Origin of the sequence: Burkholderia sp. WSM2232 (assembly GCF_000472545.1) — a bacterium.
Lineage (GTDB): Bacteria > Pseudomonadota > Gammaproteobacteria > Burkholderiales > Burkholderiaceae > Paraburkholderia.
Genome location: NZ_AWZV01000020.1, coordinates 61,292 through 84,277 on the forward strand (window position 1 = coordinate 61,292; position 22,986 = coordinate 84,277).

Annotated in this window: 21 protein-coding genes; 9 read left to right on the forward strand and 12 right to left on the reverse strand. The window is 63.1% G+C overall.

What is annotated here, in order from left to right; genetic code table 11:
• Positions 1–98: 98 nt before the first annotated feature.
• The gene (kdgD, locus tag F757_RS0119265; protein ID WP_027212823.1) at positions 99–1,016 is read right to left on the reverse strand and encodes a 5-dehydro-4-deoxyglucarate dehydratase; all 918 of its coding nucleotides are present in this window, start codon (positions 1,014–1,016) and stop codon (positions 99–101) included.
• A gap of 237 nt (positions 1,017–1,253) precedes the next feature.
• Between kdgD and garD the strand changes: the two genes are divergently transcribed.
• The 7 genes from garD to F757_RS0119300 all read left to right on the forward strand — a co-directional run bounded on the left by garD (position 1,254) and on the right by F757_RS0119300 (position 9,828).
• Entirely contained in the window at positions 1,254–2,843 is a 1,590-nt protein-coding gene (garD, locus tag F757_RS0119270) for a galactarate dehydratase (RefSeq protein ID WP_027212824.1), read from the forward strand.
• 118 nt (positions 2,844–2,961) lie between these two features.
• Positions 2,962–3,804: an NAD-dependent epimerase/dehydratase family protein gene (locus tag F757_RS0119275; RefSeq protein WP_027212825.1), complete on the forward strand. Its 843-nt coding sequence runs from the start codon at positions 2,962–2,964 to the stop codon at positions 3,802–3,804.
• Positions 3,801–4,754, forward strand: a complete 954-nt coding sequence (locus tag F757_RS0119280) for an SMP-30/gluconolactonase/LRE family protein (protein ID WP_027212826.1) — start codon at positions 3,801–3,803, stop codon at positions 4,752–4,754. Before F757_RS0119275 ends, F757_RS0119280 begins: the two co-directional genes overlap by 4 nt.
• A 787-nt stretch (positions 4,755–5,541) precedes the next feature.
• A complete protein-coding gene (locus tag F757_RS0119285) occupies positions 5,542–6,534 on the forward strand; it encodes a TRAP transporter substrate-binding protein (protein ID WP_027212827.1) in 993 nt (330 codons plus the stop codon).
• A gap of 186 nt (positions 6,535–6,720) precedes the next feature.
• On the forward strand, positions 6,721–7,191 hold the full coding sequence (locus F757_RS0119290) for a TRAP transporter small permease (RefSeq protein WP_027212828.1): 471 nt from the start codon (positions 6,721–6,723) through the stop codon (positions 7,189–7,191).
• Between the two features lie 7 nt (positions 7,192–7,198).
• Positions 7,199–8,551 (forward strand): TRAP transporter large permease, encoded by a 1,353-nt coding sequence (locus tag F757_RS0119295; RefSeq protein ID WP_027212829.1) that lies wholly within the window; start codon positions 7,199–7,201, stop codon positions 8,549–8,551.
• A 77-nt stretch (positions 8,552–8,628) separates the two neighbouring features.
• Positions 8,629–9,828, forward strand: a complete 1,200-nt coding sequence (locus F757_RS0119300; RefSeq protein WP_013343137.1) for a porin — start codon at positions 8,629–8,631, stop codon at positions 9,826–9,828.
• A 157-nt stretch (positions 9,829–9,985) separates the two neighbouring features.
• On the opposite strand, the gene F757_RS0119305 is transcribed toward F757_RS0119300, so the two are convergent.
• Genes F757_RS0119305 through F757_RS0119315 form a run of 3 tightly spaced genes read right to left on the reverse strand, consistent with a single transcriptional unit; the run spans position 9,986 to position 11,907 of the window.
• Positions 9,986–10,177 carry a 4-oxalocrotonate tautomerase gene (locus F757_RS0119305; protein ID WP_027212830.1) on the reverse strand — a complete coding sequence of 64 codons (192 nt, stop codon included), beginning with the start codon at positions 10,175–10,177 and terminating at the stop codon, positions 9,986–9,988.
• 55 nt (positions 10,178–10,232) lie between these two features.
• Entirely contained in the window at positions 10,233–11,009 is a 777-nt protein-coding gene (locus tag F757_RS0119310; RefSeq protein ID WP_027212831.1) for a class II aldolase/adducin family protein, read from the reverse strand.
• 34 nt (positions 11,010–11,043) lie between these two features.
• Entirely contained in the window at positions 11,044–11,907 is an 864-nt protein-coding gene (locus F757_RS0119315; RefSeq protein ID WP_027212832.1) for an urea transporter, read from the reverse strand.
• A gap of 268 nt (positions 11,908–12,175) precedes the next feature.
• Here F757_RS0119315 and F757_RS0119330 point away from each other — a divergent pair, with 268 nt between their 5' ends.
• Positions 12,176–12,730, forward strand: coding sequence for a putative glycolipid-binding domain-containing protein (locus tag F757_RS0119330; RefSeq protein WP_027212833.1), 555 nt, complete (start codon positions 12,176–12,178; stop codon positions 12,728–12,730).
• Here the strand turns inward: F757_RS0119330 and F757_RS0119335 are convergent.
• The 7 genes from F757_RS0119335 to F757_RS0119365 all read right to left on the reverse strand — a co-directional run bounded on the left by F757_RS0119335 (position 12,701) and on the right by F757_RS0119365 (position 20,026).
• Positions 12,701–13,666, reverse strand: a complete 966-nt coding sequence (locus tag F757_RS0119335; RefSeq protein ID WP_027212834.1) for an alpha/beta fold hydrolase — start codon at positions 13,664–13,666, stop codon at positions 12,701–12,703. The two genes, F757_RS0119330 and F757_RS0119335, sit on opposite strands and share 30 nt — an antisense overlap.
• Positions 13,663–14,544 carry a metal-dependent hydrolase gene (locus F757_RS0119340; protein WP_027212835.1) on the reverse strand — a complete coding sequence of 294 codons (882 nt, stop codon included), beginning with the start codon at positions 14,542–14,544 and terminating at the stop codon, positions 13,663–13,665. Before F757_RS0119340 ends, F757_RS0119335 begins: the two co-directional genes overlap by 4 nt.
• A gap of 76 nt (positions 14,545–14,620) precedes the next feature.
• Positions 14,621–15,529: an SDR family NAD(P)-dependent oxidoreductase gene (locus F757_RS0119345; RefSeq protein WP_027212836.1), complete on the reverse strand. Its 909-nt coding sequence runs from the start codon at positions 15,527–15,529 to the stop codon at positions 14,621–14,623.
• A 48-nt stretch (positions 15,530–15,577) separates the two neighbouring features.
• A complete protein-coding gene (locus tag F757_RS0119350; protein WP_027212837.1) occupies positions 15,578–17,182 on the reverse strand; it encodes a flavin-containing monooxygenase in 1,605 nt (534 codons plus the stop codon).
• Between the two features lie 169 nt (positions 17,183–17,351).
• Positions 17,352–18,242, reverse strand: coding sequence for a MerR family transcriptional regulator (locus F757_RS0119355; protein ID WP_027212838.1), 891 nt, complete (start codon positions 18,240–18,242; stop codon positions 17,352–17,354).
• Positions 18,243–18,304: 62 nt separating this feature from the next.
• Positions 18,305–19,015, reverse strand: coding sequence for a GNAT family N-acetyltransferase (locus tag F757_RS33880; RefSeq protein WP_232221431.1), 711 nt, complete (start codon positions 19,013–19,015; stop codon positions 18,305–18,307).
• 123 nt (positions 19,016–19,138) lie between these two features.
• Positions 19,139–20,026, reverse strand: a complete 888-nt coding sequence (locus F757_RS0119365) for a DMT family transporter (RefSeq protein ID WP_027212839.1) — start codon at positions 20,024–20,026, stop codon at positions 19,139–19,141.
• A gap of 116 nt (positions 20,027–20,142) precedes the next feature.
• Here F757_RS0119365 and F757_RS0119370 point away from each other — a divergent pair, with 116 nt between their 5' ends.
• On the forward strand, positions 20,143–21,579 hold the full coding sequence (locus F757_RS0119370) for an aminotransferase-like domain-containing protein (protein ID WP_027212840.1): 1,437 nt from the start codon (positions 20,143–20,145) through the stop codon (positions 21,577–21,579).
• A gap of 327 nt (positions 21,580–21,906) precedes the next feature.
• Here the strand turns inward: F757_RS0119370 and F757_RS0119375 are convergent, their stop codons facing one another.
• A complete protein-coding gene (locus tag F757_RS0119375; protein ID WP_027212841.1) occupies positions 21,907–22,977 on the reverse strand; it encodes a TAXI family TRAP transporter solute-binding subunit in 1,071 nt (356 codons plus the stop codon).
• Positions 22,978–22,986 lie beyond the last annotated feature (9 nt).

Consider the following 22,986-nt stretch of genomic DNA (forward strand, 5'->3'; position numbering starts at 1 on the left):
TGTCGTCCCCGGGCGCTGCTTGCGTTGCCGTCTAAACGGTTTTCATGGGCGGCGGTTGTGCGCGCGGCCGCCGGAGCGCCGCGCTCCGCTACTGCGTGTTACTGCGGGCCGAGCGTCTTGATGAGCGCGTCGAGCTGCGCCGTTTCTTCTTCGGTCAGATCGGTGAGCGGGGCGCGGACCGGGCCGGCGCTGTGGCCGACCAGTTTGGCGCCCGCCTTGACGATGCTCACCGCGTAGCCGGCGCGGCGGTTGCGGATCTTCAGGTACGGCAGGAAGAATTCGTCGATCAGCTTGCCGACGGTTGCGTGGTCGTCCGCAGCGATTGCGCGGTAGAAGTCCATCGCGGTCTTCGGAATGAAGTTGAACACCGCCGACGAGTACACCGGCACGCCCAGCGCCTTGTAGGCGGCGGCATAGACTTCCGCGGTCGGCAGGCCGCCGAGGTACGAGAAGCGGTCGCCGAGGCGGCGGCGAATCGTCACCATGTTTTCGATCTCGCCCACGCCGTCCTTGAAGCCGATGAGGTTCGGGCAACGCTCGGCGAGCCCTTCCAGCATGTCGGCGTTAAGCTTCGAATTGGCGCGGTTGTAGATGATCACGCCCATGTTCGGCACGGCCTTGCAGACTTCCTCGGCGTGCGCCGCGATGCCTTCCTGGCAGGCTTCCGTCAGATAGTGCGGCATCAGCAGAATGCCGTTCGCGCCGTGGCGCTCGGCTTCTTTCGCGTATTCGATCGCTACGCGCGTGGGGCCGCCCGCGCCGGCCAGGATCGGCACCTTGCCCTTGCAGACTTCGGTCGCGGTGCGCACCACGTTCGAATAGTCGTTGTGGGTGAGCGAGAAAAACTCCCCCGTGCCGCCTGCAACGAACAGTGCCGAAGCGCCGTACGGAGCCAGCCATTCCAGGCGCTCGGCGTAAGTGTCGGCGCGGAAGTCGCCTTTTTCGTCGAAGTCGGTAACGGGGAAGGAGAGGAGGCCTTCCGAAACGATCTGCTTGAGTTCCTGCGGTGTCGTCATGATGTGTGTATCCAGGCGTCGGTATGGTTGGATCGATAGAAATGAAGATTTCTTATACGTCATCGTACAACAACATTTCGCCCAACTCAACGAGGATTTCGCGGCATAATGCTGGGCTTAGGGTAAATACGGAACATCTGGGCTCAGTCGCCTGTTGTAGGATGACGTATGAATGCTGGCGCAAACCGCGCGCACTATGCGCGTGGGTAGGCGTTAAACGCCATAAGGATCGATGCAATGGAACTTTCACCGCTCTACATTCGCGTTCACCCCAATGACAATGTCGCGATCGTCGTGAACGACGGCGGTCTGGGCGAGGGCGCGGTTTTTCCCGACGGTCTGGTGCTGCGCGAACGCGTGCCGCAAGGTCACAAGGTGGCGCTTGCCGACCTCGCCGAGGGCGACGAGGTCATCCGCTATAACGTGGTGATCGGCTATGCGCTGAAGGCGCTGCCCAAAGGAAGCTGGATCAACGAGCACGTGATCCGCATGCCGAGTCCGCCGGGGCTGGAGGATCTGCCCATTGCCACCATCAAGGCGCCGGACATGCCGCCGCTCGAGGGCTACACGTTCGAAGGCTATCGCAACGCGGACGGCTCGGTCGGCTCGCGCAACATTCTTGCGATCACCACGACCGTGCAATGCGTCGCCGACGTGGTTCAGCACGCGGTCGCGCGCATCAAGTCCGAACTCCTGCCGAAGTATCCGAATGTCGACGACGTGGTGAGCCTCGGCCACACGTATGGCTGCGGCGTGGCAATCGACGCACCCGACGCGATGGTGCCGATTCGCACCGTGCGCAACATCGCGCTGAATCCGAACTTCGGCGGCGAGGTGATGATGGTGAGCCTCGGTTGCGAAAAGCTGCAGCCGGAGCGTCTGATGCCGCCGGGCACGATTCCCATCGCAGCGGCGCAGAACCCGAGTGAGATCGCCGACATCGGCGATCTGGGCGCCGACGAGAACGGCGACGTGGTCGTGTTGCAGGACGAGGCGCACGTGGGGTTCCAGTCGATGATCGAGTCGATCATGAAGACAGCCGAAGGCCACCTGAAGCGGTTGAACAACCGGCGCCGCGAAACCTGTTCGGCAGCGGATCTCGTGGTCGGCGTGCAATGCGGCGGCAGCGACGCGTTTTCCGGTCTCACCGCAAATCCGGCTGTCGGCTTTGCGACCGATCTGCTGGTGCGCGCGGGCGCCACGGTCATGTTCTCCGAGGTCACCGAAGTGCGCGACGGCGTCGACCAGCTGACCGCGCGCGCGGCAAATGCAGACGTCGCGCAGGCGATCATCCGCGAAATGCAGTGGTACGACGATTATCTGAAGCGCGGCGGCGCGGACCGCAGTGCCAACACGACGCCGGGCAACAAGAAGGGCGGCTTGTCCAACATTGTCGAAAAGGCGATGGGCTCGATCATCAAGTCCGGCAACTCGGCGATTTCGGGCGTGCTGTCGCCGGGCGAGAAAGTGCGCCAGAAAGGCTTGATCTACGCGGCCACGCCGGCGAGCGATTTTATCTGCGGCACGCTGCAGCTTGCCGCCGGTATCAACCTGCACGTGTTCACGACCGGTCGCGGCACCCCGTACAGCCTCGCGGAAGTGCCTGTCATCAAGGTGGCGACTCGCTCCGATCTGGCACGCCGCTGGCATGACCTGATGGACATCAACGCCGGCACCATTGCGACCGGCAAGGCAAGCATCGAAGAAGTGGGCTGGGAACTGTTCCATTTCATGCTGGACGTCGCGAGCGGGCGCAAGAAGACCTGCGCGGAGAAGCTCAAGCTGCATAATGCGCTGGCGCTTTTCAATCCGGCGCCGGTGACCTGAGTGTCGCATCGGGCGAGCCGCCATTGCGCGGCTCGTTTCACGTGGCGACCTCTGCGCTTCAATGCCTCCCTGGCGTCATTCGTCTCATTGACAGCTGGTAATCCATCAACAGAAAGACATGACTGACTCGAATCTGGACCGTACCCCCGCGCAAAAACCTTTCCGGCGACTGCTGCTCACCGGCGCGGCCGGCAATCTCGGCACGCAGCTGCGCGGCGCGCTCGCCGCGTGGGCTGACGTCGTGCGCGTAACCGACATTGCGCCGCTTGGCGAAATAGCCGCGCATGAAGAAGCGTCGATCGTGGACCTCGCGGACGAAGCCGCGGTTCTCGCGCTGCTCCAGGACGTGGATGCGGTAATCCACCTCGGCGGCATTTCTGTGGAAGCGTCTTTCGCGGACCTGCTCGAAGCGAACATTCGCGGTCTGTACAACCTGTATTCGGCCGCGCAGAAGCAGGGCGTGAAGCGCATCGTGTATGCGAGCTCGAATCATGCGGTGGGCTTTCATCCGGTCACTGAAGTGCTCGACACCGACGCGCCCTTGCGCCCGGACAGCCTCTATGGGGTGACCAAGTGCTTCGGCGAATCGCTGTCGCGCTATTACTTCGACCGCTTCGGGCTGGAAACGGTGTGTCTGCGCATCGGCTCCTCGTTCGAGCAGCCGAAGAACCCGCGCATGCTGGTCACGTATCTGAGCTATCGGGACTTCATCGAACTCGTGCGCTGTTCGCTGTTCACCAATCGGGTCGGCCACGCGATCGTGTATGGCGTGTCGGATAACCGCACCAAGTGGGTCGATAACACCAAGGCGGCGTTTCTCGGTTTTCGTCCACAGGACAGTTCTGTCCAGTTCGAGCATCTGTTTCCGGTGAGCGCACCTACCGCCGATCTCGACGATCCGACTCAGCGCTTCCAGGGCGGCCCGTTCGTGCTGGCCGGACCGATGGAGCCAAAGCGTTGAGCGCGACGGCGAACCCGCGCGTCGAGCGCGTGGAGGCGGCGGGAGAGACGCCGGCGGGCGTCGGCGAAAGTCCTGTGTGGCGCGTGGCGGAGCAGGCGCTTTACTGGGTCGATATTCCGGCGCAAAAAATCGTGCGCTTGCGGCTCGCGAGCGGCGAGCGCTCCGAATGGCTGTTGCCGGAGAAGGTCGCCTGCATCGCGTTCGATCGACACGGCACCATGCTGGCCGGCTGCGAAAGCGGTCTCTTCGCGGTGACGCTGAACGAAGCCTGCGCCGGTTCAGCGGCTCAAGCGGCGCAGGCTGGCGAGCCCGTGAGAGTGGCGGGGCGCAAGCTCGCGGCGCCCGTGTTTCCGTTCGCCGACATGCGTTTCAACGACGGCCGCTGCGACCGGCAAGGCCGTTTCTGGGCCGGCACGATGGTCCAGGACATGGCCGCAGCCAACCCGGCCGGCGCGCTTTACAGGTTTGACGCGCGCGGCGTGCTGTCGGCGCCCGTGGTCGACGGACTCATTACGCAGAACGGCCTCGGCTGGTCGCCGGATGGCGCGACCATGTATCTGTCCGACTCGCATCCGCTGCGCAGGCAGATCTGGGCGTTCGACTATGACGTCGACACTGGCGAGCCGCGCAACCGTCGCGTGTTCGCCGACCTGAACCACTATGTGGGCCGGCCCGACGGCGCCGCAGTGGATGCCGACGGCTGCTACTGGATCTGCGCTAACGACGCCGGCGCGTTGCTTCGCTTCACGCCGCAAGGCAAGCTCGACAGACAAATTGCGGTGCCTGCGATCAAACCGGCCATGTGCGCATTCGGCGGTCCGAATCTGGAGACGCTGTTTGTTACGTCGATCCGGCCCGTTGCCGGCGCAAGCGAACATGACGGGCATCTTTTCGCGGTACGTCCCGGTGTGAACGGCTTGCCGGAGCCCGAGTTCGCGGGCGAGCTGTAGGCACCTTCCGTTGCTCCTGCACGAGCGCCGGCGCATGAAAGTGCGACCGGCGTTTTTTAATTTATCGTCACTCGTCGTACAACATTGTGGCGCGTATGCCACGTTTCGGCCGCGGTTGCCGGAAAGTCCGTGCCTGTCTTGCGCGCTGGACCATTTCTCCGGTGCGGCCCGTCCATCCTTTGCTTAAGGGGCCGAAGCCTTGAGCATGTCATTTCTGCCGGCCCTGGCTTTCCTCGGGTAAATACCGTCTGTACAACGCAGATTGCCTTTCATAGACTTCGTATGTCGTCGTATAACGTATGAGCGCAAACGGATTGCTTTCTTCGCTTTCGAGATTGCAGGGCATTGCGCTGGTAAGCGACCGCTTCTGGCGTACGTAGCAGTGCGCCGAAGGTGTGCCGACGCAGTAGAAGTAAAAGAAGTCGAGTTGACTGACAGGAGTGCTGATCTTTGTGCCGGGGATGTTGCACGGACAGCACGGCAAGCGTTCGCCAGCCGCAGGAGGCCGCGAGCGCCGCGCCAGGAGACGCAGCAAAACCATGTCACATCCGGTGCTGGCCGTCCGCGACCGGCCGTCCGCGACCGGCCGTCCGAAGCCGGCTGTTCTGAATCAGCTGTTCACAACCGGCAGTGGGTGACGCGCGTCCGGAACCGGTCGCCCGTTACGACAGCCGGTTGGTCACGGGCTACGGACAGTTCGGATCGGCCATCGGTAAGCGCCTGTTGCAGCGTCTTTCAGCCAGCGGCCCTCGCATCGATTGGATGTCTATTTTTAAGGAATGTCACGATGAGCAAGAAGTTTGCCTCTTCCCGTGTTTCGTTGATTGTCGCCGCTTCCGTGCTGGCCTTCGGCGCCATGTCGGCGCAAGCGCGCGTGTTCCGGGTGTCCGATGTGCATGGCGACACGTACCCGACCAATATGGCCGTCAAGTACATGGGCGAGCAGATCAACAAGGCAACCGGCGGCAAGGACTCGGTGAAGGTGTTCGGCAACAGCGCACTTGGTTCGGAGAACGATACGATCGATCAGGTTCGCATCGGCGCACTCGACATGGCACGCGCAAACGGCGCGGCATTCAACGAGATCGTGCCTGAATCGATGATCCCGTCGCTGCCGTTCCTGTTCCGCGACATCGACCATTTCCGCAAGGTCATGTACGGCCCGGAAGGTCAGAAGATTCTGGACGCCTTCAAGGCGAAGGGCATGATTGCGCTGACTTTCTACGAAAGCGGTGCGCGCTCCATCTATACCAAGAAGCCGATCCGCACACCGGCCGACATGAAAGGCCTCAAGGTGCGCGTGCAGCCGTCGGACCTGATGGTCGATGAAATCAAGGCAATGGGCGGCACCCCCACGCCGATGCCGTTCGCCGAAGTTTATACGGGCCTGAAGACCGGCCTGGTCGACGCAGCCGAAAACAATCTGCCGTCGTACGAAGAAACCAAGCACTTCGAGGTCGCACCGGTTTATTCGCAGACCCAGCATTCGATGACGCCGGAAGTGCTCGTCTTCTCCAAGAAGATCTGGGACACGCTCTCGCCGCAGGAGCAGGAGATCATCAAGAAGGCCGCGGCCGACTCCGTGCCTTACTACCAGAAACTGTGGACCGCGCGCGAGAACGACGCCAGCAAGACCGTGACGAAGGGCGGCGCGCAGATCGTCGCAGCGTCGCAGATCGATCGCGCGGCCTTCGTCAAGGTGATGCAGCCGGTGTGGGCGAAGTACGAAAAGACCCCGCAAATGAAGCAGCTCGTCGACGAAATCCAGGCAATCAAGTAAGGCTCGCAGGGCGTCTTGCGTGGCGGGAGGGTCTCGCGGGAGAGCCGCGGATTTTCCCTCTGCGCGCCGACGCTCGATGCGGGCGCTTTTCCAGCGCTCATGTCACATCAGTCACGGGTGACGGAAAGTAGCATGACTAACGAATAACAGCGCTCCGTCGTAGGCAAGAATGGGGTCAAGAGAAGCATGAAACGCCCAAACGATTTTCTCTTTCGCGCACTGGCTGTCATCGCCTCGGCCAGCCTCGCAGTGCTCAGCGTACTGGTGATTTACGGCGTCGTGATGCGCTACGTGTTTAACGACGCCCCGGATTTCGTCGAACCGATCGCGCTTTTGCTCGTGATCGTGATCGCGATGTTCGGCGCCGCGCTCAAGGTGCGCGAGGGCGGCCATATCGGGCTGGATTCGCTCGTAAAAAGCCTGCCTGTAAAGGGGCAGGTGGTCGCCCACACGTTCCAGCATCTGTGCCTGATCGCGTTGGCCGTGGCCATTTTCTTCGGTTCGCTGCAGATGGCCGAGACCACCCTGCATGACCGGATTCCGATTCTCGGCTTACCTGAGGCGCTTCGTTACGCAATCCCGGTCATCGCCAGCGTTTGCATCGCAATGTTCTCAATCGAGAATCTGCTGGCGCTTTTCGCAAAGAAACACAAATAGAACGATCATGGAACTTGCCCTCCTTTCTATCAGTTTCCTCGTTTTTCTGGTGCTCGGCGTTCCTGTTTCGTTCGCGCTGGGGCTCTCGTGCGTGCTGACGTACCTGTACGAAGGGCTGCCCGCTGCAACGGCGATGCAGTCGATGGTCTCGGGAATGAACGCGTTCTCGTTCCTCGCGGTGCCGTTCTTCATCTTCTCCGGCGAACTGATGCTTCACGGCGGCATTGCCGACCGCATCCTGCGTTTCGCGCAAGCCACGGTCGGTCATTTCCGCGGCGGGCTCGGCATGGCCAATGTGGTCGCGTGCACGTTGTTCGGTGGCGTCTCCGGCTCGCCCACTGCGGACACCTCGGCCATGGGCGGTGTCGTCATTCCGTTGATGAAGCGCGAAGGCTATAGCGCCGCTTACGCGGTCAACGTGACGACGCATTCGTCGCTCGCTGGCGCGCTGATGCCCACGTCGACGAACATGATCATCTACGCGTTCGCGGCGCAGGGCATTACCGGCACGCTGAACGGCGTGCCAATGAGCGGTGTGTCGATTGGCGATCTGCTGTTCTCGGGCCTGTTGCCGGTGTTGTGGGTGATGGGCTTCGTGCTGATTGCCGCCTACTGGCAAGCGGTGCGCTACGGCTATCCGCGCCGTCCTGACGGTTCGACCGGCTTGCAGCGCTTTCCGGGCTGGCTGGCCGTCGCGCGCACGTTCCTTGGCGCATTGCCGGGCCTGATGGTGATTGCGATCATTCTGGTGTGCGTCGCAAAGGGCATTGCTACGGCGACCGAAGCCGCCGCTATAGCGGTGGCTTATTCGCTGGTGCTGACGGTCGTCGTGTATCGCACGATGACGCTGAAGAAGCTGTCCTTCGCGCTGTCGAAAGCCGCTAAAACCACTGGTGTGGTGCTGCTGCTGATCGGCGTGTCGAACATGCTGCGCTTCCAGATGGCTTATCTGGAGATCCCGGACGCGATCGAGCACATGCTCGACGGCGCGACCAGCATCCCCTGGCTGATGCTGCTGTACATCAACCTGATCCAGATTTTCCTCGGCACCTTCGTCGACATGGCGGCGCATATTCTGATCACCACGCCGCTGTTCCTGCCGATGGCCATGCATAGCGGCGTGGGTCCGGTTCAGTTCGGCATCATGATCCTGCTGAACTGCGCATTGGGTCTCGTGCATCCGCCGATTGGTTCAGTGCAGTTCATCGGTTGTGCGATCGGCAATGTGTCGATTGGGGAAACTACCAAGGTGGCATGGCCGTATTACCTCGCTATCTTCAGCGCCATCAACATTGTGACGTACGTCCCAATGTTTTCCACGTGGTTGCCGAGCCTGATTAACGGGCACCCGGTCTTCTGACCTCGATCCCCGCGATTCACCGGCGGCGCAGTTCAAACAAAGCCGGTAGTCAACACAATTTCTTAAGAGGAGTTTCAATGAAAAAGGCACTAGCAACCTCGGCTCTCGGTCTCGTCGCCCTGAGCGCGCACGCTCAGAGCAACGTCACGCTGTACGGTATCGTCGATACGGGTATCGGCTACCAAAGCAGCTCGGCCGCGCTGGGTTCGAATTCGGGTGGCCGCTCGGTGGTCAAGATGAACAACGGCATCTGGGCGGGCAGCCGCTTCGGCCTGAAAGGCGGCGAAGATCTCGGCGGCGGTACGAAGGCCATTTTCCAGTTGGAGCAGGGCTTTAACAGCGCAACCGGCGCTCAGGGCGTGAGCGGTCTCGCGTTCAATCGCCAGGCATGGGTCGGCGTGACGAACTCCACGTACGGTACGTTGACGGCTGGGCGCCAGTACACGTCGTACTACACGCTGCTCTCGCCGTACAGCCCAACCACGTGGCTGACCGGTGCCTACGGCGCGCATCCGGGCGATATCGACTCGCTGGACACGCTGTATCGCGTCAATAACTCGCTGGTGTACACGTCGCCGAACATGCACGGCCTGACGGTGAGCGGCTCGTATGCGTTGGGCGGTGTGGCCGGCCGGCTCAACGCCGGCTCGACCTGGAGCGCGGCAGTGCAGTACCTGAACGGTCCGTTCGGTATTGCGGCAGGCTTCCAGCGCATCAACAACTCGACGCTGGGCGGCGGCGCCTGGGGTGCGGATTCGACCGCATCGAACAACGGCGCGGAACCGGCCGTTTCCGGTATCAACAACGGCTATCGTACGGCGCAAGCGCAGCAGCGCGTCGCGGTCACCGGCGGCTATGCGTTCAGCTCGCAACTCGATGTGTCGTTCTCGTACTCGAACGTGCAATACATTCCGGGCGTAGGTTCGGCGTTCCGTCACGAAGCGATCTTCAACACGGCGGGCGCAGTGGTGCACTTCAAGCCGATCAGCGCGCTGGATCTGGCCGCTGGCTATAGCTACACGCGTGCAACGGAGTCGAACGGCATTTCGAGCGCGGCTCGTTATCATCAGTTCAATCTGTCGCAGTACTACAGCCTCTCCAAGCGCACCGGCCTGTACGCGCTGGAAGCGTATCAGCGTGCGAGCGGCCAGACGATCGGCAACAACGGCATCAGCATCATCAATGCAACGGCCGATATCGGCGACGGTCAGAACAGCGCACCGTCCTCGTCGCGTAGCCAGTTTGCTGCAGGCGTGGGCATCATCCACCGCTTCTAATCGGTCGGCGTAGTGGCGGCATGTTGTTCTGCCGCCACAGTGACGCGTTTTAATGATGCGTTTCTGAGCTACATCCGACGCTGCGCGCGCCTTGCGCGCAGCGTTTAATTCAGTTTTCGATTCAGTGCGCGAGTTACGTCCCGACCCACATCGCGACTCACTCCTCGCTGTCGGACCACAAGCGTCCTCCCGTTGCCCAATTCTCGCGCTTTACGTCGGTGAGGATGATGTCCACCGAATTGGGCTCGACACCGAGCGACTCACAGGTCGCTTTCGTGATCGCTTCGACGAATTTGCGTTTCTGCTCTACCGAGCGGCCTTCAAACAGTTCGATATGAAACGTGGGCATGGCTTGCTCCGTTGAAAAGGTCGAGCGGCGCGCGCCGCGGCGGACTGGTTGACCGTCAGTTCCGATAGCCGGGGCCGAGCCGATCCAGCTTGCGCAGCAGCGCGGGCCATTCAAGTGTTCCTTCAATTGCGCCGCCATCGTAGAGCTGCTCTGCCGTGCGCGTGGCGACTGCGTCGTCGGGTACGACGAGCGGTGCGCCGCACGCCTGCGCCTGCAACTGGATCTCGCACGCCTTCAACAATGTCGCCATCAGCACGTAGGCTTCGGCGACCGTGCGGCCAACCGTCAGCGTGCCGTGATTGCGCAGCAGCATGGCCGGGCTGTGCCCGAGGTGCTCGACGAGGCGGGCACTCTCGGCCGGGGTGAAGGCGAGACCTTCATAGTCGTGGTAGGCGAGCTGGCGATAAAAGCGCAGCGCATGCTGCGATACGGGCAGCAAGCCCGCAGGTTGCGCGGACACGGCCACGCCCGCCGAACTGTGCAGATGCATCACGCAAAAAGCATCCGGGCGCGCTGCATGTACTGCGGCGTGAATCGCGAAGCCCGTCACGTTCACCGCATGCTCGCTCGCGCCGACGAGGTTGCCGTCGATGTCGATCTTCACGAGATTCGACGCGCTCACTTCGTCGAACGCGAGGCCAAACGGGTTGATCAGAAAGTGGCCCGGCTCATTGGGCACGCTCGCGGAGATATGCGTGTAGATGAGATCGTCCCAGCCATTGAGGGCGGCGAGGCGGTATGCGGCGGCGAGGTCGATGCGCGTCTGCTGCTCCGCTGCAGGGCACGGCCCGGACTGCGCGACTCGGCCCTTGGGTTGATGAATGAACGACATGGTGTCCTTTTCCTGGTGCTGGATAAGCGGAGCCTCAGCAGCCGATACGCTGCCTGAGCCATTGCACGGCCCACGTCGCGGCGACGAACGGGGCGCTCAGTGCGGGCACGCCGACGCAGGTAGTCCCTGCTTGCAGGATGGCTGCGAGCGTCACGCCGCCAAACATCCACGCGACGCCGCATTCGGTCAGCGCCAGCGCGGTCAGCGCACCGTTGAATCCTAGCAGGCCCGCGTTGAACGAGTGTGCCGAGGCGCCCAGCAACAACTGCTCGACGCTCGCGAGTGCGGCGCCGGTCAGCGCATACAGTGCATGGCGGCGGGACGCTGCCGCGATGCCCAGCAGCACCAGCGCGCCGGCCCATGCACTCGAGGCGAAGCCGGTTTGCGCAAGGCCCGCGAGCAGACCGCTGCTTGGTTCGACCGCGTCGAGCGTGTGCGCCGCTGTGGTTGTTGCCGACGGCGGCGCGTTTGCTGAAATCGGCAGCCATAGCCACGTGACCATCAGGCTGGGGCTCGAAAATGAGCCCAAGCCGTGCGAGCGCAGCCATCGAGACCACGGTTCGACAAGCCAGGCTGTCGCGGTTGCGGCAAGAATCGCGATGGCGGCGGCGGTTGTGTCGTCGGCGATCAAGCTGAACGCGGCGAGTCCTGCCAGTGCGCCGTTAAACCCTTGCAGGCCCGCGCGCAGTTCGTCGTCGGGATAACCGGCGAGCACTGCGCTTACATTGGCAGACACAGCGCCAAGCAGCGCCGCGCACGCAAGACGCGGACTCCACACCAGCCAGCCGGCCAAAACACAAGCGCCCGTGAACGCGTTTGCCTGCAGCACGATCTGCCCCAGGCTGCGCAGCAATGTGCGCAAGGCGGCGGAGTGTGCTTCAGTCGCGGCGGCGTGCATGACTATGAATTGGCGGGTGTTCGAGGGCGGTCAGCGTTATAAGCGCAATCGTGGCGCCGCTGCCGACCGAGGCGAAAACGCGAGCATAGGCCAGTGCCGCGCTCGCGTGCATGCGCGCACGTTGATAGTCGCTATTTGCGACGGCTGCCCGTGTTGATCCGCATATCGCGCGGCCTCGCGATGCAGCGGCGCGCAGCCGAGGTTCGCGCTACGATGCGGATGCGGCGCGTGCCGCGTGTCGCGTGTTTCATCATCAGGAGGAGACCCAATGCGCGAAGTACGGTGGGCATCGCAGGAAGGCGACGGCGTCGAGCATCTGGTATTCGACACGCGCGAAGACGGTTTTTACGTCGAAAGCGTTGTGGTCGGGCAGCGCTACGGCAAGCCATACGGGCTGCATTACGAAGTGCGCTGCGACGTGCAATGGCGTACGCGCTATGCGTGGCTGAAGATTGTCGGCGCCGGTGAGCTGGAATTGCACGGCGACGGCGAGGGCCATTGGCGCGATGGACATGGCCTGCTGTTGAGCGCGATTGAAGGATGCATCGACATCGATATTGCGGCCACGCCGTTCACCAATACGCTGCCGATTCGCCGGTTGCAACTCCAGCAAGGAGAGCGCAGGCCTTTGCAGGTAGCCTATATATCGACGCCCGATCTACAGGTCACGCGCGTTGAGCAGGCGTATTCGTGTGTGGTGCCGAACCGCGAATATCGCTATGAAGGCATTTTTCGCAATTTCACCGCGAATATGAAAGTGGACGAAGACGGTCTCGTGATCGACTATCCGACCTTATTCACCCGCCTGCCGCGCGAGCGTTGAGCATTGTTGAACATCGAACGGGGATGCGTCTGCGCCGCGCAATTGGTGGAGGTGCCGGAGCGCAAAGCGTTCGATGTGCGCTGCGATGACATCGGGCACGCTCAGCACGGCCCAATGACCTGCGTCTAATTCAATGCGCTCATAAGCCCCGAGCCAGCTTTGCTGACCGAGCGACAACTCGGGGCCGACATAACGGTCTCGCAGCGGCACGATGAATTGCACCGGCGCATGCGCGTGCCGTGCGCGTGGACGCAGCAGTTTGCCGATGATATTCGCGCGATAAAGCTCGAGACCGTTGATCGCGTTGCGCAGTTGTTCGGGGTCACGTGGTGCTCCGACTCGCTCGCTCATGCGCAGCCACAGCGGCCACAGGCGTGCCCCGCCAACGCGCCATACGAGTTCCGGCAGCAAGGGCAGATGGAAGAACACAATGTACCAGGACCTGAGTATTTGCCGCCAGGCAACCCGAGTGGGTTGATTCGGTATCCCTTGTTCGTCGCCAACGGCAGCAGAGCCGGTCGTGCGCAACGACGCATGATCGAGGCATGGACCGGAAATGGACGTGTACGACGCAATCCGGCCTTTGAATCGCGGCTCGGTGACTGCTTCCCAGCATTGAATCGAGCCCCAGTCGTGACCGACCAGATGAAAGGGCTGGCCGCCGCAGGTTGCGTCCACAACGGCTGCAAGGTCGGTCGCCAACTGTTGCAGCCGGTAGCCGCTGCGCGTAGCGGGGGCTTCGGAAACACCTGCGCCGCGCACGTCATACGCGATTACGCGAAAACGCCCGACGAGTTGCGCGCGTATGGGTTCCCATACTGCGGCCGAGTCGGGATAGCCGTGTACCAGCACGACGGGCGGCGCGTCACGCGGTCCGCTGACGTAGACCGCAAGCCGTACGTCGCCCGCATCGACCCATAAGGTCTCGCGTATCACACAGCCGCCTGCGCACCGCGGCGGCCGGCCCGACGCATAGCGGGCGTGGCCGCGTTCGCCGCGTCGACCGCCGCCACGAGCCCGTCTATGCGTGCCAGTTGCGCGCGATTGTCGTGGTCCCACGGGTGAAAGCCAGGCCGGAAAAAACTCAGCCACTCGCCGGCGATGCGCGGAAACACGCCATGATGCGGCCCATAAAGATACTTGACCACCCGCCACATGCCGCGCAGATGACCGCCGCGCTTGCGGTCGGCGATCATCAGACGTACGTGGTAGTCGAATACGATCAGCCAGAACGTGACGGTGGTAGCAAGCATGACGCCGGTACGCAACAGGTAGCGCCCGAGGCCGGGTTTGAGCACCGCATTCCACACGTCGTAGGAGACCGACTTGTGCTCGGTTTCTTCTAGCGCATGCCATGTCCACATTTGCGCATAACCTTCGACGGACCCGTCGATGCGCGTGGCGTCCTCGAGGAGCAAGCCCGCAAGCATCGCCGTGTAGTGTTCGAGGCACACGGTCACGGCCAACTGGTACGAATGCGGCAGCACCTTGCGGCCGAAATTGAGAATCGCCCACAGCCGTTTGTCGAGCTTGTGCGCGGGAAGGCCCGCCTGCTGCAACAGATCGTTGTACTCCACGTGCTCGCGCGTATGCATGGCCTCCTGGCCGATAAAGCCGAGCACCTGCTTTTTCAGCACCGGGTCGTCGATCTGGTCGCGATAGTTGCGCACGCTGTCCATGAAAAAGCGCTCGCCCGCAGGAAACAGCAGCGAAAGCGCGTTGAAAAAATGGGTGACATGCGAGCCTTGCGCGTGCCAGTCGCAGGCGCGATCTGGCGGAAGATTGAAGCGTAGATCGCGGCGAACGGGCATCATGGCCTTTCTCCTTTCGAGTCTTCTGAATTCCTGAAACCGTTGCGACTCCGTGCGATTCGTGGAGCGGCGCGTTGCATCAGGCACGCTTGCCGGGCAGATCCGCCGCACGCCGTGCGCGTTTCTCCGCGATGCGCTTCATGCGCCGGGTTTGCAGCACGACGAGTGCCTGATAGGCGACGGGCAGGGTGCGCGCGAGCCAGTCGGCGGCCCGTGCATCGCGGCCGATCAACACACGCCGTCTGTTTTTGCGCACGCCATCGAGAATTACGCGGGCAGCTTCGTCGGCGGTGGTGATGAAGAACTTCTCGAAGTCGTCTTTACCCTGTTGTTCGTTTTCGAGCATGAAGCCCACCATGTTGGGCGCAATGCGGCTCGACTGTGCGATGCTGGTTCGAATGCCGCCCGGATGCAGGCAGGTTGCGGACACGCCGCATTTCATCAGGTCGAGCTCCTGGCGCAACGCTTCAGTGAAGCCGCGCACCGCGAACTTGGTCGCGTTGTAGCCGCTCATGCCTGGCTGCGCGAAAAGACCGAACACGCTCGACGTATTGACGATATGACCTTCGCCCGACGCCTTCAGATAGGGCAGAAACGCCTTAGTGCCATGGACGACACCCCAGAAGTTGATACCGACGATCCATTCGAGATCCGCGTAGTCCATTCCTTCAATCGTGCTCGAGAGCGCGACCCCGGCATTGTTGAAGACGAGATTCACGCGCCTATGCTCGCGGGCCGTTTCGGCCGCCCACGCGAACATTGCGTTGCGCTCCGATACGTCGAAGACGGCCGTGGTGATGAGAAGCGGGGCGCCTACGGTATGCGGCGCCGCGGCCTGGGCGAGCCGGGCGGTCTCCTCGAGGCTCGTCGCGTTGCGGTCGGCGAGCGCGAGATGACAACCTTCGCGCGCGAGCCGTATCGCGAGCGAGCGCCCCATGCCTGAACCTGCGCCGGTGATCGCGGCTACCTTATCGGTGAAATGCTTCATTGGTTTTATCTCCTGTCCTCTCTGAACTGCCTTGTCGTTATGCGTGTTTCAGTTCGCCTCCGCTGAGGCGGACGCAGAGACCGCTGCGTTGCCGTGCACGCGCGCACTGTGCGGTGTCGCGGCATGCGTGGTCGCTGCCTGAGGCGTTGCCGAATAAGCGAAGTAGTCGTTCATGCTGAACGTGCTGGTTGCCTGGCGGAACCGGTAGGCAAAGCCCGGCCACAGCGTGGTGTTCTTGCCGGTTCGCGGATCGAGATACCAGCTCTTGCAGCCGCCCGTGGACCAGATTGCGCGACCGAGCTTTTGCTGGATCTCCTGGTTGTAGGCGTGCTCCACCTGGGGACGAACTTCTATTGCCTCTGCCTTTTCGCGTTGCATCGTCTTCAGCGCGCGCAGAATGTATTCGACCTGTGACTCGATCATGAACACCATCGAGTTGTGACCGAGGCCGGTATTCGGACCGACGATCATGAAAAAGTTCGGATAGCCAGGCAATGTGGTGCCGAGGTACGCATGCGCGCCGTCACGCCAGGTATCGACAATATCCACGCCGCCCCGCCCGAGCACCACGCCTCGCGGGAACGGATCAGCGACCTGGAACCCGGTGCCGAAGATCAGGCAGTCGGCCGGATGACGCACGCCGTCGCTTGTGATTACTGCATCGTCCTCGATGCGCGCGATCGAGCTCGTGGTCACCTCTACATTCGTGCGCGTGAGGGCGGGAAAATAATCGTTTGAGATCAGAACGCGCTTGCAGCCCATCGTGTAGTCCGGCGTGAGCGTTGCGCGCAGTTGCGGGTCGCGCACCTGGCGGCGTAAATGCCGCTCAGCGGCTTTCTGCGCAGTTTTCATCAGCGAGGGATGAATCGCGAACCCCAGCGCGCGCGATTCGAGCATGCAGTACAGCGCCGAGCGCATGATTTTCTGCGTGATCGGCAGGTGCCGGAATAGCCACCGTTCGAAGGGACGCACCGCGCGGTCGGCCTTGGGCATGATCCACGGCGGCGTGCGCTGGAACAGGGTCAGGTGCGCCACGCGCGGCGCGATTTGCGGCACGAACTGGATCGCGCTCGCGCCCGTGCCAATCACGGCCACGCGTTTTCCGTCGAGCGCATAGGCGTGGTCCCAGTGCTGCGAATGGAATGCCCGGCCTTTGAATGTGTCGATGCCGGGAATGTCGGGCAGCGCCGCGCGCGAGAGGCCGCCCATCGCCGAGATGAGCACGCGCGCCGACCACTGTTGTCCATTGGCAAAACCCAGATGCCAGCGGTGGCGCACCTCGTCGTAGACGGCGCTCGTAAGTTCATGACCGAAACGCAGATGGCTTTGAACGCCGAAGCGCCGCGTGCAGTCCTCGAGGTAGGCGCGAATCTCCGGTTGGCGCGCGAACATGCGCGTCCAGCGTGGATTCGGCGCAAATGAAAACGAATAAACGTGCGATTGCACGTCGCATGCGCAGCCGGGGTAGTGGTTGTCGCGCCAGGTGCCGCCAACCGAATCGGCTTTCTCCGCAACGACGAAATCGGTCAAGCCGGCTTGCCGCAAGCGAATTGCCATGCCGAGGCCCGCAAAGCCGGTGCCGATAATGGCGATGTCGGTCTCGAGAGGAGCAGACGCGTGGCTGGCGGCGTCGTGGGGCATGCGTGCATTCATCCGGCCGTCTCCTTTTGACGCTCTTAACTGTTACATTGAGTGATGTAACGATAGAAGCTCAGGACGGACGGCGCAAGCGGGGTTCTAGACGCGCGCCTCTAGAGCAGGGCGGCGTTGGAGCGCTTGCTTGAAAAATTGCGTCGCGAGGCGCGGGAGCCGGCGCGTGAACTCACTGCTTTGACGGTTTTTTCCGGCCGGTGGCGCGTGGCGTGGAAGGAGGCGTCGGGGATTCGCCGAGTTTTTTGGCCATGATCGCCGCGACGCGATCGCCCAGATAATCGCCGGACGCTTCTTCCAGCGCGCGGTTCATTTCGCTTTCGACCAGCACCATTGCCAGTGGCCGGACGCGCCAGATCGCGTCGACGAGGGCGGGCACGTCGGCGGGCGGCGGCAATGCGTCCGGGTCGTAGCGGTCCAGCTGACGAACTACCAGATCCACAAGCGCCTTCGCGACCGCGTTGAAATGAGGCCGCGCGGTGCCGACGGCGTCGAGCAGATCGGCAAGCGGAATGCCTTCCTTCGCGAGCGTCGCGCCCGCCGCGAGAGCCGTGGGGCTGCCCGAAACGAACGACAGGCCCTCGCGCTCGAGCAGACCGAGCTCGACGGTCTTGGCGAGCGCGGCCGGCGAGGCCTTGTCGCCGAACATTTGCAGCAGCTCGATCAGCGAATATTTTCTGGGATGCTCGCGCGACCAGCGTCCGCCGATCGCCGTTTCCAGGCCGAGAATCGAGCGAAGATCGTGGCCCTCGTCTACCGCCTTGATCAGATCCTGAATGTTCGCGAGCGTGTAGCCGCGGGCGAGCAGGTGATTGATCAGCTTCAGACGCGACACATGGGTGTCGTCGTACACGCCCACGCGGCCGCGCTTTTCAGGCGGCGCGAGCAGACCGCGATCCTGATACGCGCGCACGTTGCGCACGGTCGTGTCGCTCACGCGCGCGAGCTCGTCGACGGTGTATTCGTTGCGCGGTGCGGCGCCGGTGGCCGTGCCGGTGAGTGCGTCGGTCGGCGTGCTCCGAGTGTCGGGCGCGGGCGGGGTGCGGGGCGGCGTGTTGGGCATGTCGGCGATTTTACCGTGCTGCCTTCATGGCCGACCATCGCAGCACACCATCACGGCGTCGGTCATGCGCGATGCTTTGAGTCCTGCGACGGCGGTGTGGAACAACCGCTGCCCAAGGTTCTTTGCATGAGCGTTGTGTCGAGCCAGCGGCCGTGTTTGAAACCGACTGCCTTCAAGGTGCCGGTCAGTTCGAAACCTGACTGCTTGTGTAACGACAGCGATCCGCCGCTGCCGCCGTCCGCGATGACGGCGACCATCTGGCGCCAGGGGCCGGCTTCGCATCGCTCGATCAGCGCCTGCAGCAGCACGCGGCCGAGACCCCGTCCGCGATAGGCGTCGCTCACGTAGATCGAGTCTTCAATGGTGTGGCGATACGCGGCGCGCGGGCGGTAAGGCGTCGCGTAGCAATAGCCCGCGATCTCGCCGTCGATCTCCGCGACCATATACGGCAGTCCATGACTGCGCACCGACGCGAGCCGGGCGCGCAAATCGTCGACAGAAGGCGGGACTTCCTCGAACGACGCGACGCCGGTCAGCACGTGATGCGCGTAGATGGCCTGGATGGCGGGCAGGTCGGCTTCGGTGGCATCGCGAATCAGCGCGGGAGCGGGCGCGGCGGCTTGCGACGCGGTTGACGATGCAGTTGGCGACGCGGCTTGCGACGCGGTTGGCGATCCAGTCGGCGAGGCGGCCTGCGCGGCGTCAGCCGGAAAAGCGCCGCTCGCATGCAGGTCCATGTCCGGCTTGGCGGAGGCAGGGCGGGTTGTACTCATCACGTAGTCCAGGAGCGGTCTTGGCCGCGGTATCGGTTTTCCGACGATACCTTCGACTATGCCTGCAGCGCGCGCAAATTTGAAGCCGGTCAATAAGTCCTTGCGAGGGCCCCGCTGCGCGGATCAACTGGCGGGTCGCGCGGGCGCCGTTTTCGAGAAGCGCCGCGCCCCCGCCACGCAAGCCACCACCGCGACGGTGACCGCGATCATCGAAAGCGGCACCTGTTCGTGCAGCAGCAGTCCCGCGAGCAGCAGGCCGAAAAACGGCTGCAGCAATTGCAACTGGCCGACGCCCGCGATCCCCCCGAGCGCGAGCCCGCGATACCAGAACACGAAGCCGATCAGCATACTGAACAGCGACACGTAAGCGAGACCCCACAGCGCCGCGTGGCTGATGCCCTCGAACGAGGCAGGCCGGGTCCACCACGCGAGCGGAAGCATGACGGGCAGCGACAACACCAGCGCCCACGAAATGACCTGCCAGCCGCCGAGATGTCGCGACAGCCGCGCCCCTTCGGCGTAGCCGAGCCCGCACGCGACGATCGCCGCGAGCATCAGCGCGTCGCCCACCGGAGACGCGTCGATGCCGTGCCGCATCGCGAACGCCACCACCGCACCACTGCCGAGCGCCGAGAACAACCAGAACGCCGCCTGCGGGCGCTCCCCGCCGCGAAGTACGCCGAAGATCGCCGTGGCCAGCGGCAGCAGCCCGACGAAGACGATGGCGTGCGCCGAACTCACGTGGCGCAGCGCGAGCGCGGTCAGCAGCGGGAAGCCCACCACCACGCCGAGAGCGACCACCACGAGCGGAACGACGTCGCGCCGCGCGGGCCGCGCCTCGCGGAACACGAGGAGCAGCGCAAGGCCCAGCGTGCCCGCAATGGTTGCGCGCGCAACCGTGAGGAACACGGGATCGAGCCCCTGCACGGCAATGCGGGTGGCCGGCAGGGAGCCGCTGAAAATCAACACGCCTATGAGACCGCTCAGCCAGCCGTTTGTCGTCTTGTCCATCAGGAAGTTGGGAACATGTTTGAAAAGAAGCCTTTAGCATCCGCTTCCGTTGCGGAAAGGTTAAGCTACGCATCAGTACAATTCATGCAAACTGTACCGACGAAGGAGCAGTACAGATGGGCGAGAGTGGTCAGAACCGGCCGATCGATCAAGCGCAGGGCACGCGGGTCGGCATCGTCATGGACAATCTGCGCGAACGCATTACCAGCCGCTCGCTGATGCCCGGCGCGCGAGTGCCGTCCATCCGCGTGATGACGGACGCGCTTGGCGTGTCGAAGTCGACGGTCGTCGAGGCCTACGACCGGCTCGTTGCGGAAGGCGTGATTGTCGCGCGGCGCGGCTCGGGCTTTTTCGTGTCGGGTCATGCACCGCCGCTCGCGCTTGCCGATCTGGGGCCGCGTCTCGATCGCGAGGTCGATCCGCTGTGGCTTACGCGCCAGTCGTTGCAGTCGAGCCTCAAGGTGCTCAAGCCCGGTTGTGGCTGGATGCCGGCGTCGTGGCTGCCCGAGGAGGGCGTGCGCCGCGCGCTGCGGGCAGTAGCGCGCGATCCGCAGGCGCCGCTTGCCGATTACGCGAACCCATACGGCTTGCCCGCGCTGCGTCAGCAGCTTGCCTGGCGGCTTGCGCAGCACGGCGTGGAGGCGCCGCCCGAGCAGATCATGCTGACCGACGGCGGCACCCACGCTCTCGATCTTGTGTGCCGCTTCCTGCTCGAACCAGGCGACACCGTATTGATCGACGACCCGTGCTATTTCAACTTCCAGGCGCTGCTGCGGGCGCATCGGGCGCGCATTGTCGGGGTGCCTTATACGCCGTCCGGTCCAGATCTCGCGGCCTTCGAGCGGGCGCTGACCGAGCACCGTCCGCGGCTTTACGTGACCAACTCCGCGATTCATAACCCGACCGGCGCGACGCTCGCTCCGGCCGTCGCCCATCGGCTGCTGAAGCTCGCGGGCGAGCACGATCTGCTGGTCGTCGAGGACGATATCTTTGCCGACTTCGAAGACGAAGCCGCACCGCGTCTTGCGGCTTTCGACGGGCTCGCGCGAGTGGTGTCCATCGGCAGCTTCTCGAAAACGCTGTCGGCGGCGGCGCGTTGCGGCTATATCGCTGCACGCGCCGAGTGGATCGAGCCGTTGACCGACCTGAAACTCGCGACATCGTTCGGCAACGGGCAACTGAGCGCGAGTGTCGTGCATCGGCTGCTGGTGGACGGCACGTACCGGCGCCATCTGGAGTCGATGCGCGCGAAGCTTGCGGATGCGATGGGCGAAACCGTGCGGCGCCTTGGCTACGCCGGGCTTGAAGTCTGGACCCGGCCCCGCGCGGGCATGTTCGTGTGGACGCGTCTGCCTGATTCGCTGGATGCCGCCGACATCGCGCGCCACGCATTGGACGCAAACGTCGTGTTGGCGCCCGGCAATGTGTTTAGCGTGTCGCAGTCGGCGGCGAGTTACCTGCGCTTTAACGTGTCGCAATGCAATCGGCCCAAAGTGTACGAAACCTTGCAGCGGGCCATGGACAGCGCCGCCATGCGCAGCGCGCGCGTGTGACGGCGGTCGGCTTGCTCACGGTGCAGGTTCGCGACGATGCACTTGTCCGCACCTGCGCGTGCCTGCAAGCCCCTGCAACAAGTACCTGTGAGCCTACGAGTGGCTGTGAGCGCCTACGAGTGGCTGTGAGCGGCTGCGAGTGGCTGTGAGCGGCTGCGAGTGGCTGCGAGTGGCTGCGAGTGGCTCTGAGCGGCGCCGAGTGGCGGCGACCGCCTGCGAGTGGCTGCCAGCGCCTGCAAATGCCCACGAGTACCTGCATCTTGCCTGCCGGCGCTTGACGCGTACGCTATGCGTCGCTGCGCCCGTCCACCCGTCCGATTACCCCAGTCACTTGCACAGCAAAAGCAGCCGCTCCTGGTTCGAGCACGTGCTGCGTGCCTTTTGTGCTACCTGCGCCGCCGCGTTCACGCTCGCGCTTCGGTTCGCAAGGCACGCGCGCAAATGCTTCTCGACCGGCGGATAGTACTTCCAGCCGCGCACGAGCGTAGGCAGTTCCAGCTTCACCTGCTTCCACTTCGGATGCCCACGTTCCTGCAGATTGTCGAAATTCGCGCAGAGCGAGTCGGCGAAATGGTTCAGATTGCCCACGGTATCGCGCAGACCGTAATCGTAGGTGACGAGGAAGGCCTTGACGGTCAGCGTAGGAACATCTTCTTTCAGCCAGTTCGGATAACTGGTCGCGCGAATCGTGGCCGGGAAATAGGTCTGCTTTGCGCGGGCCGTTTCGGGTGCGGCGGAATCTGCTCTGAGCAGACGGATCTGTTGCAACAGATCCGGGTTCATGTCGTTGAACAGTTTCGCCGGCTGACCGACGACGATAATCGCGACTTCCACTTTCTTCACGATCAACGCTGCGAGCGCGTCCTCGTTGCTCAGATGCTGGACGTTCTGTTCGGGAATCGGCTGGCCGAACATCAACCGGTAGAGCGTGGTCGCCGACTGCGCGGTGCCGCTGCCGAGCAGGCCGACGCTGATGGTCTTGTCCTTGATGTCGCCTAGCGTCTTCAGCGGCGAGTCCGCACGGACCACGACGTTTATCTCCTCGTCATACAGCGGCATGATGAGTCGCAGCGGACGAATCGCCGTACCCGCATCGGGATTGCCGGAATTGGCCATGTCGATGTACGCCTGATAGACGTCCGACTGCACGAGGGCGAGCTTGACGCCGGGCTCATATCTCATGCGCTGCACGTTCTCGGCGGAGCCTTTGGATGCGACCACGGACAGATCTATGCCAGCCGGTTGCGCCACCCATTTCGACAGGTCCTGGCCGATCTGGATGTAGGTGCCCCGTTCCGGGCCGGTCACTATCTTGTAGTGCGCGGGTTCGGCATTGACCATCGAAGAAACGAGGAGCAGGGCCGCTCCTAGCCATCCCATCAAAAGTTTTTTCAGCATGGTTCGCAC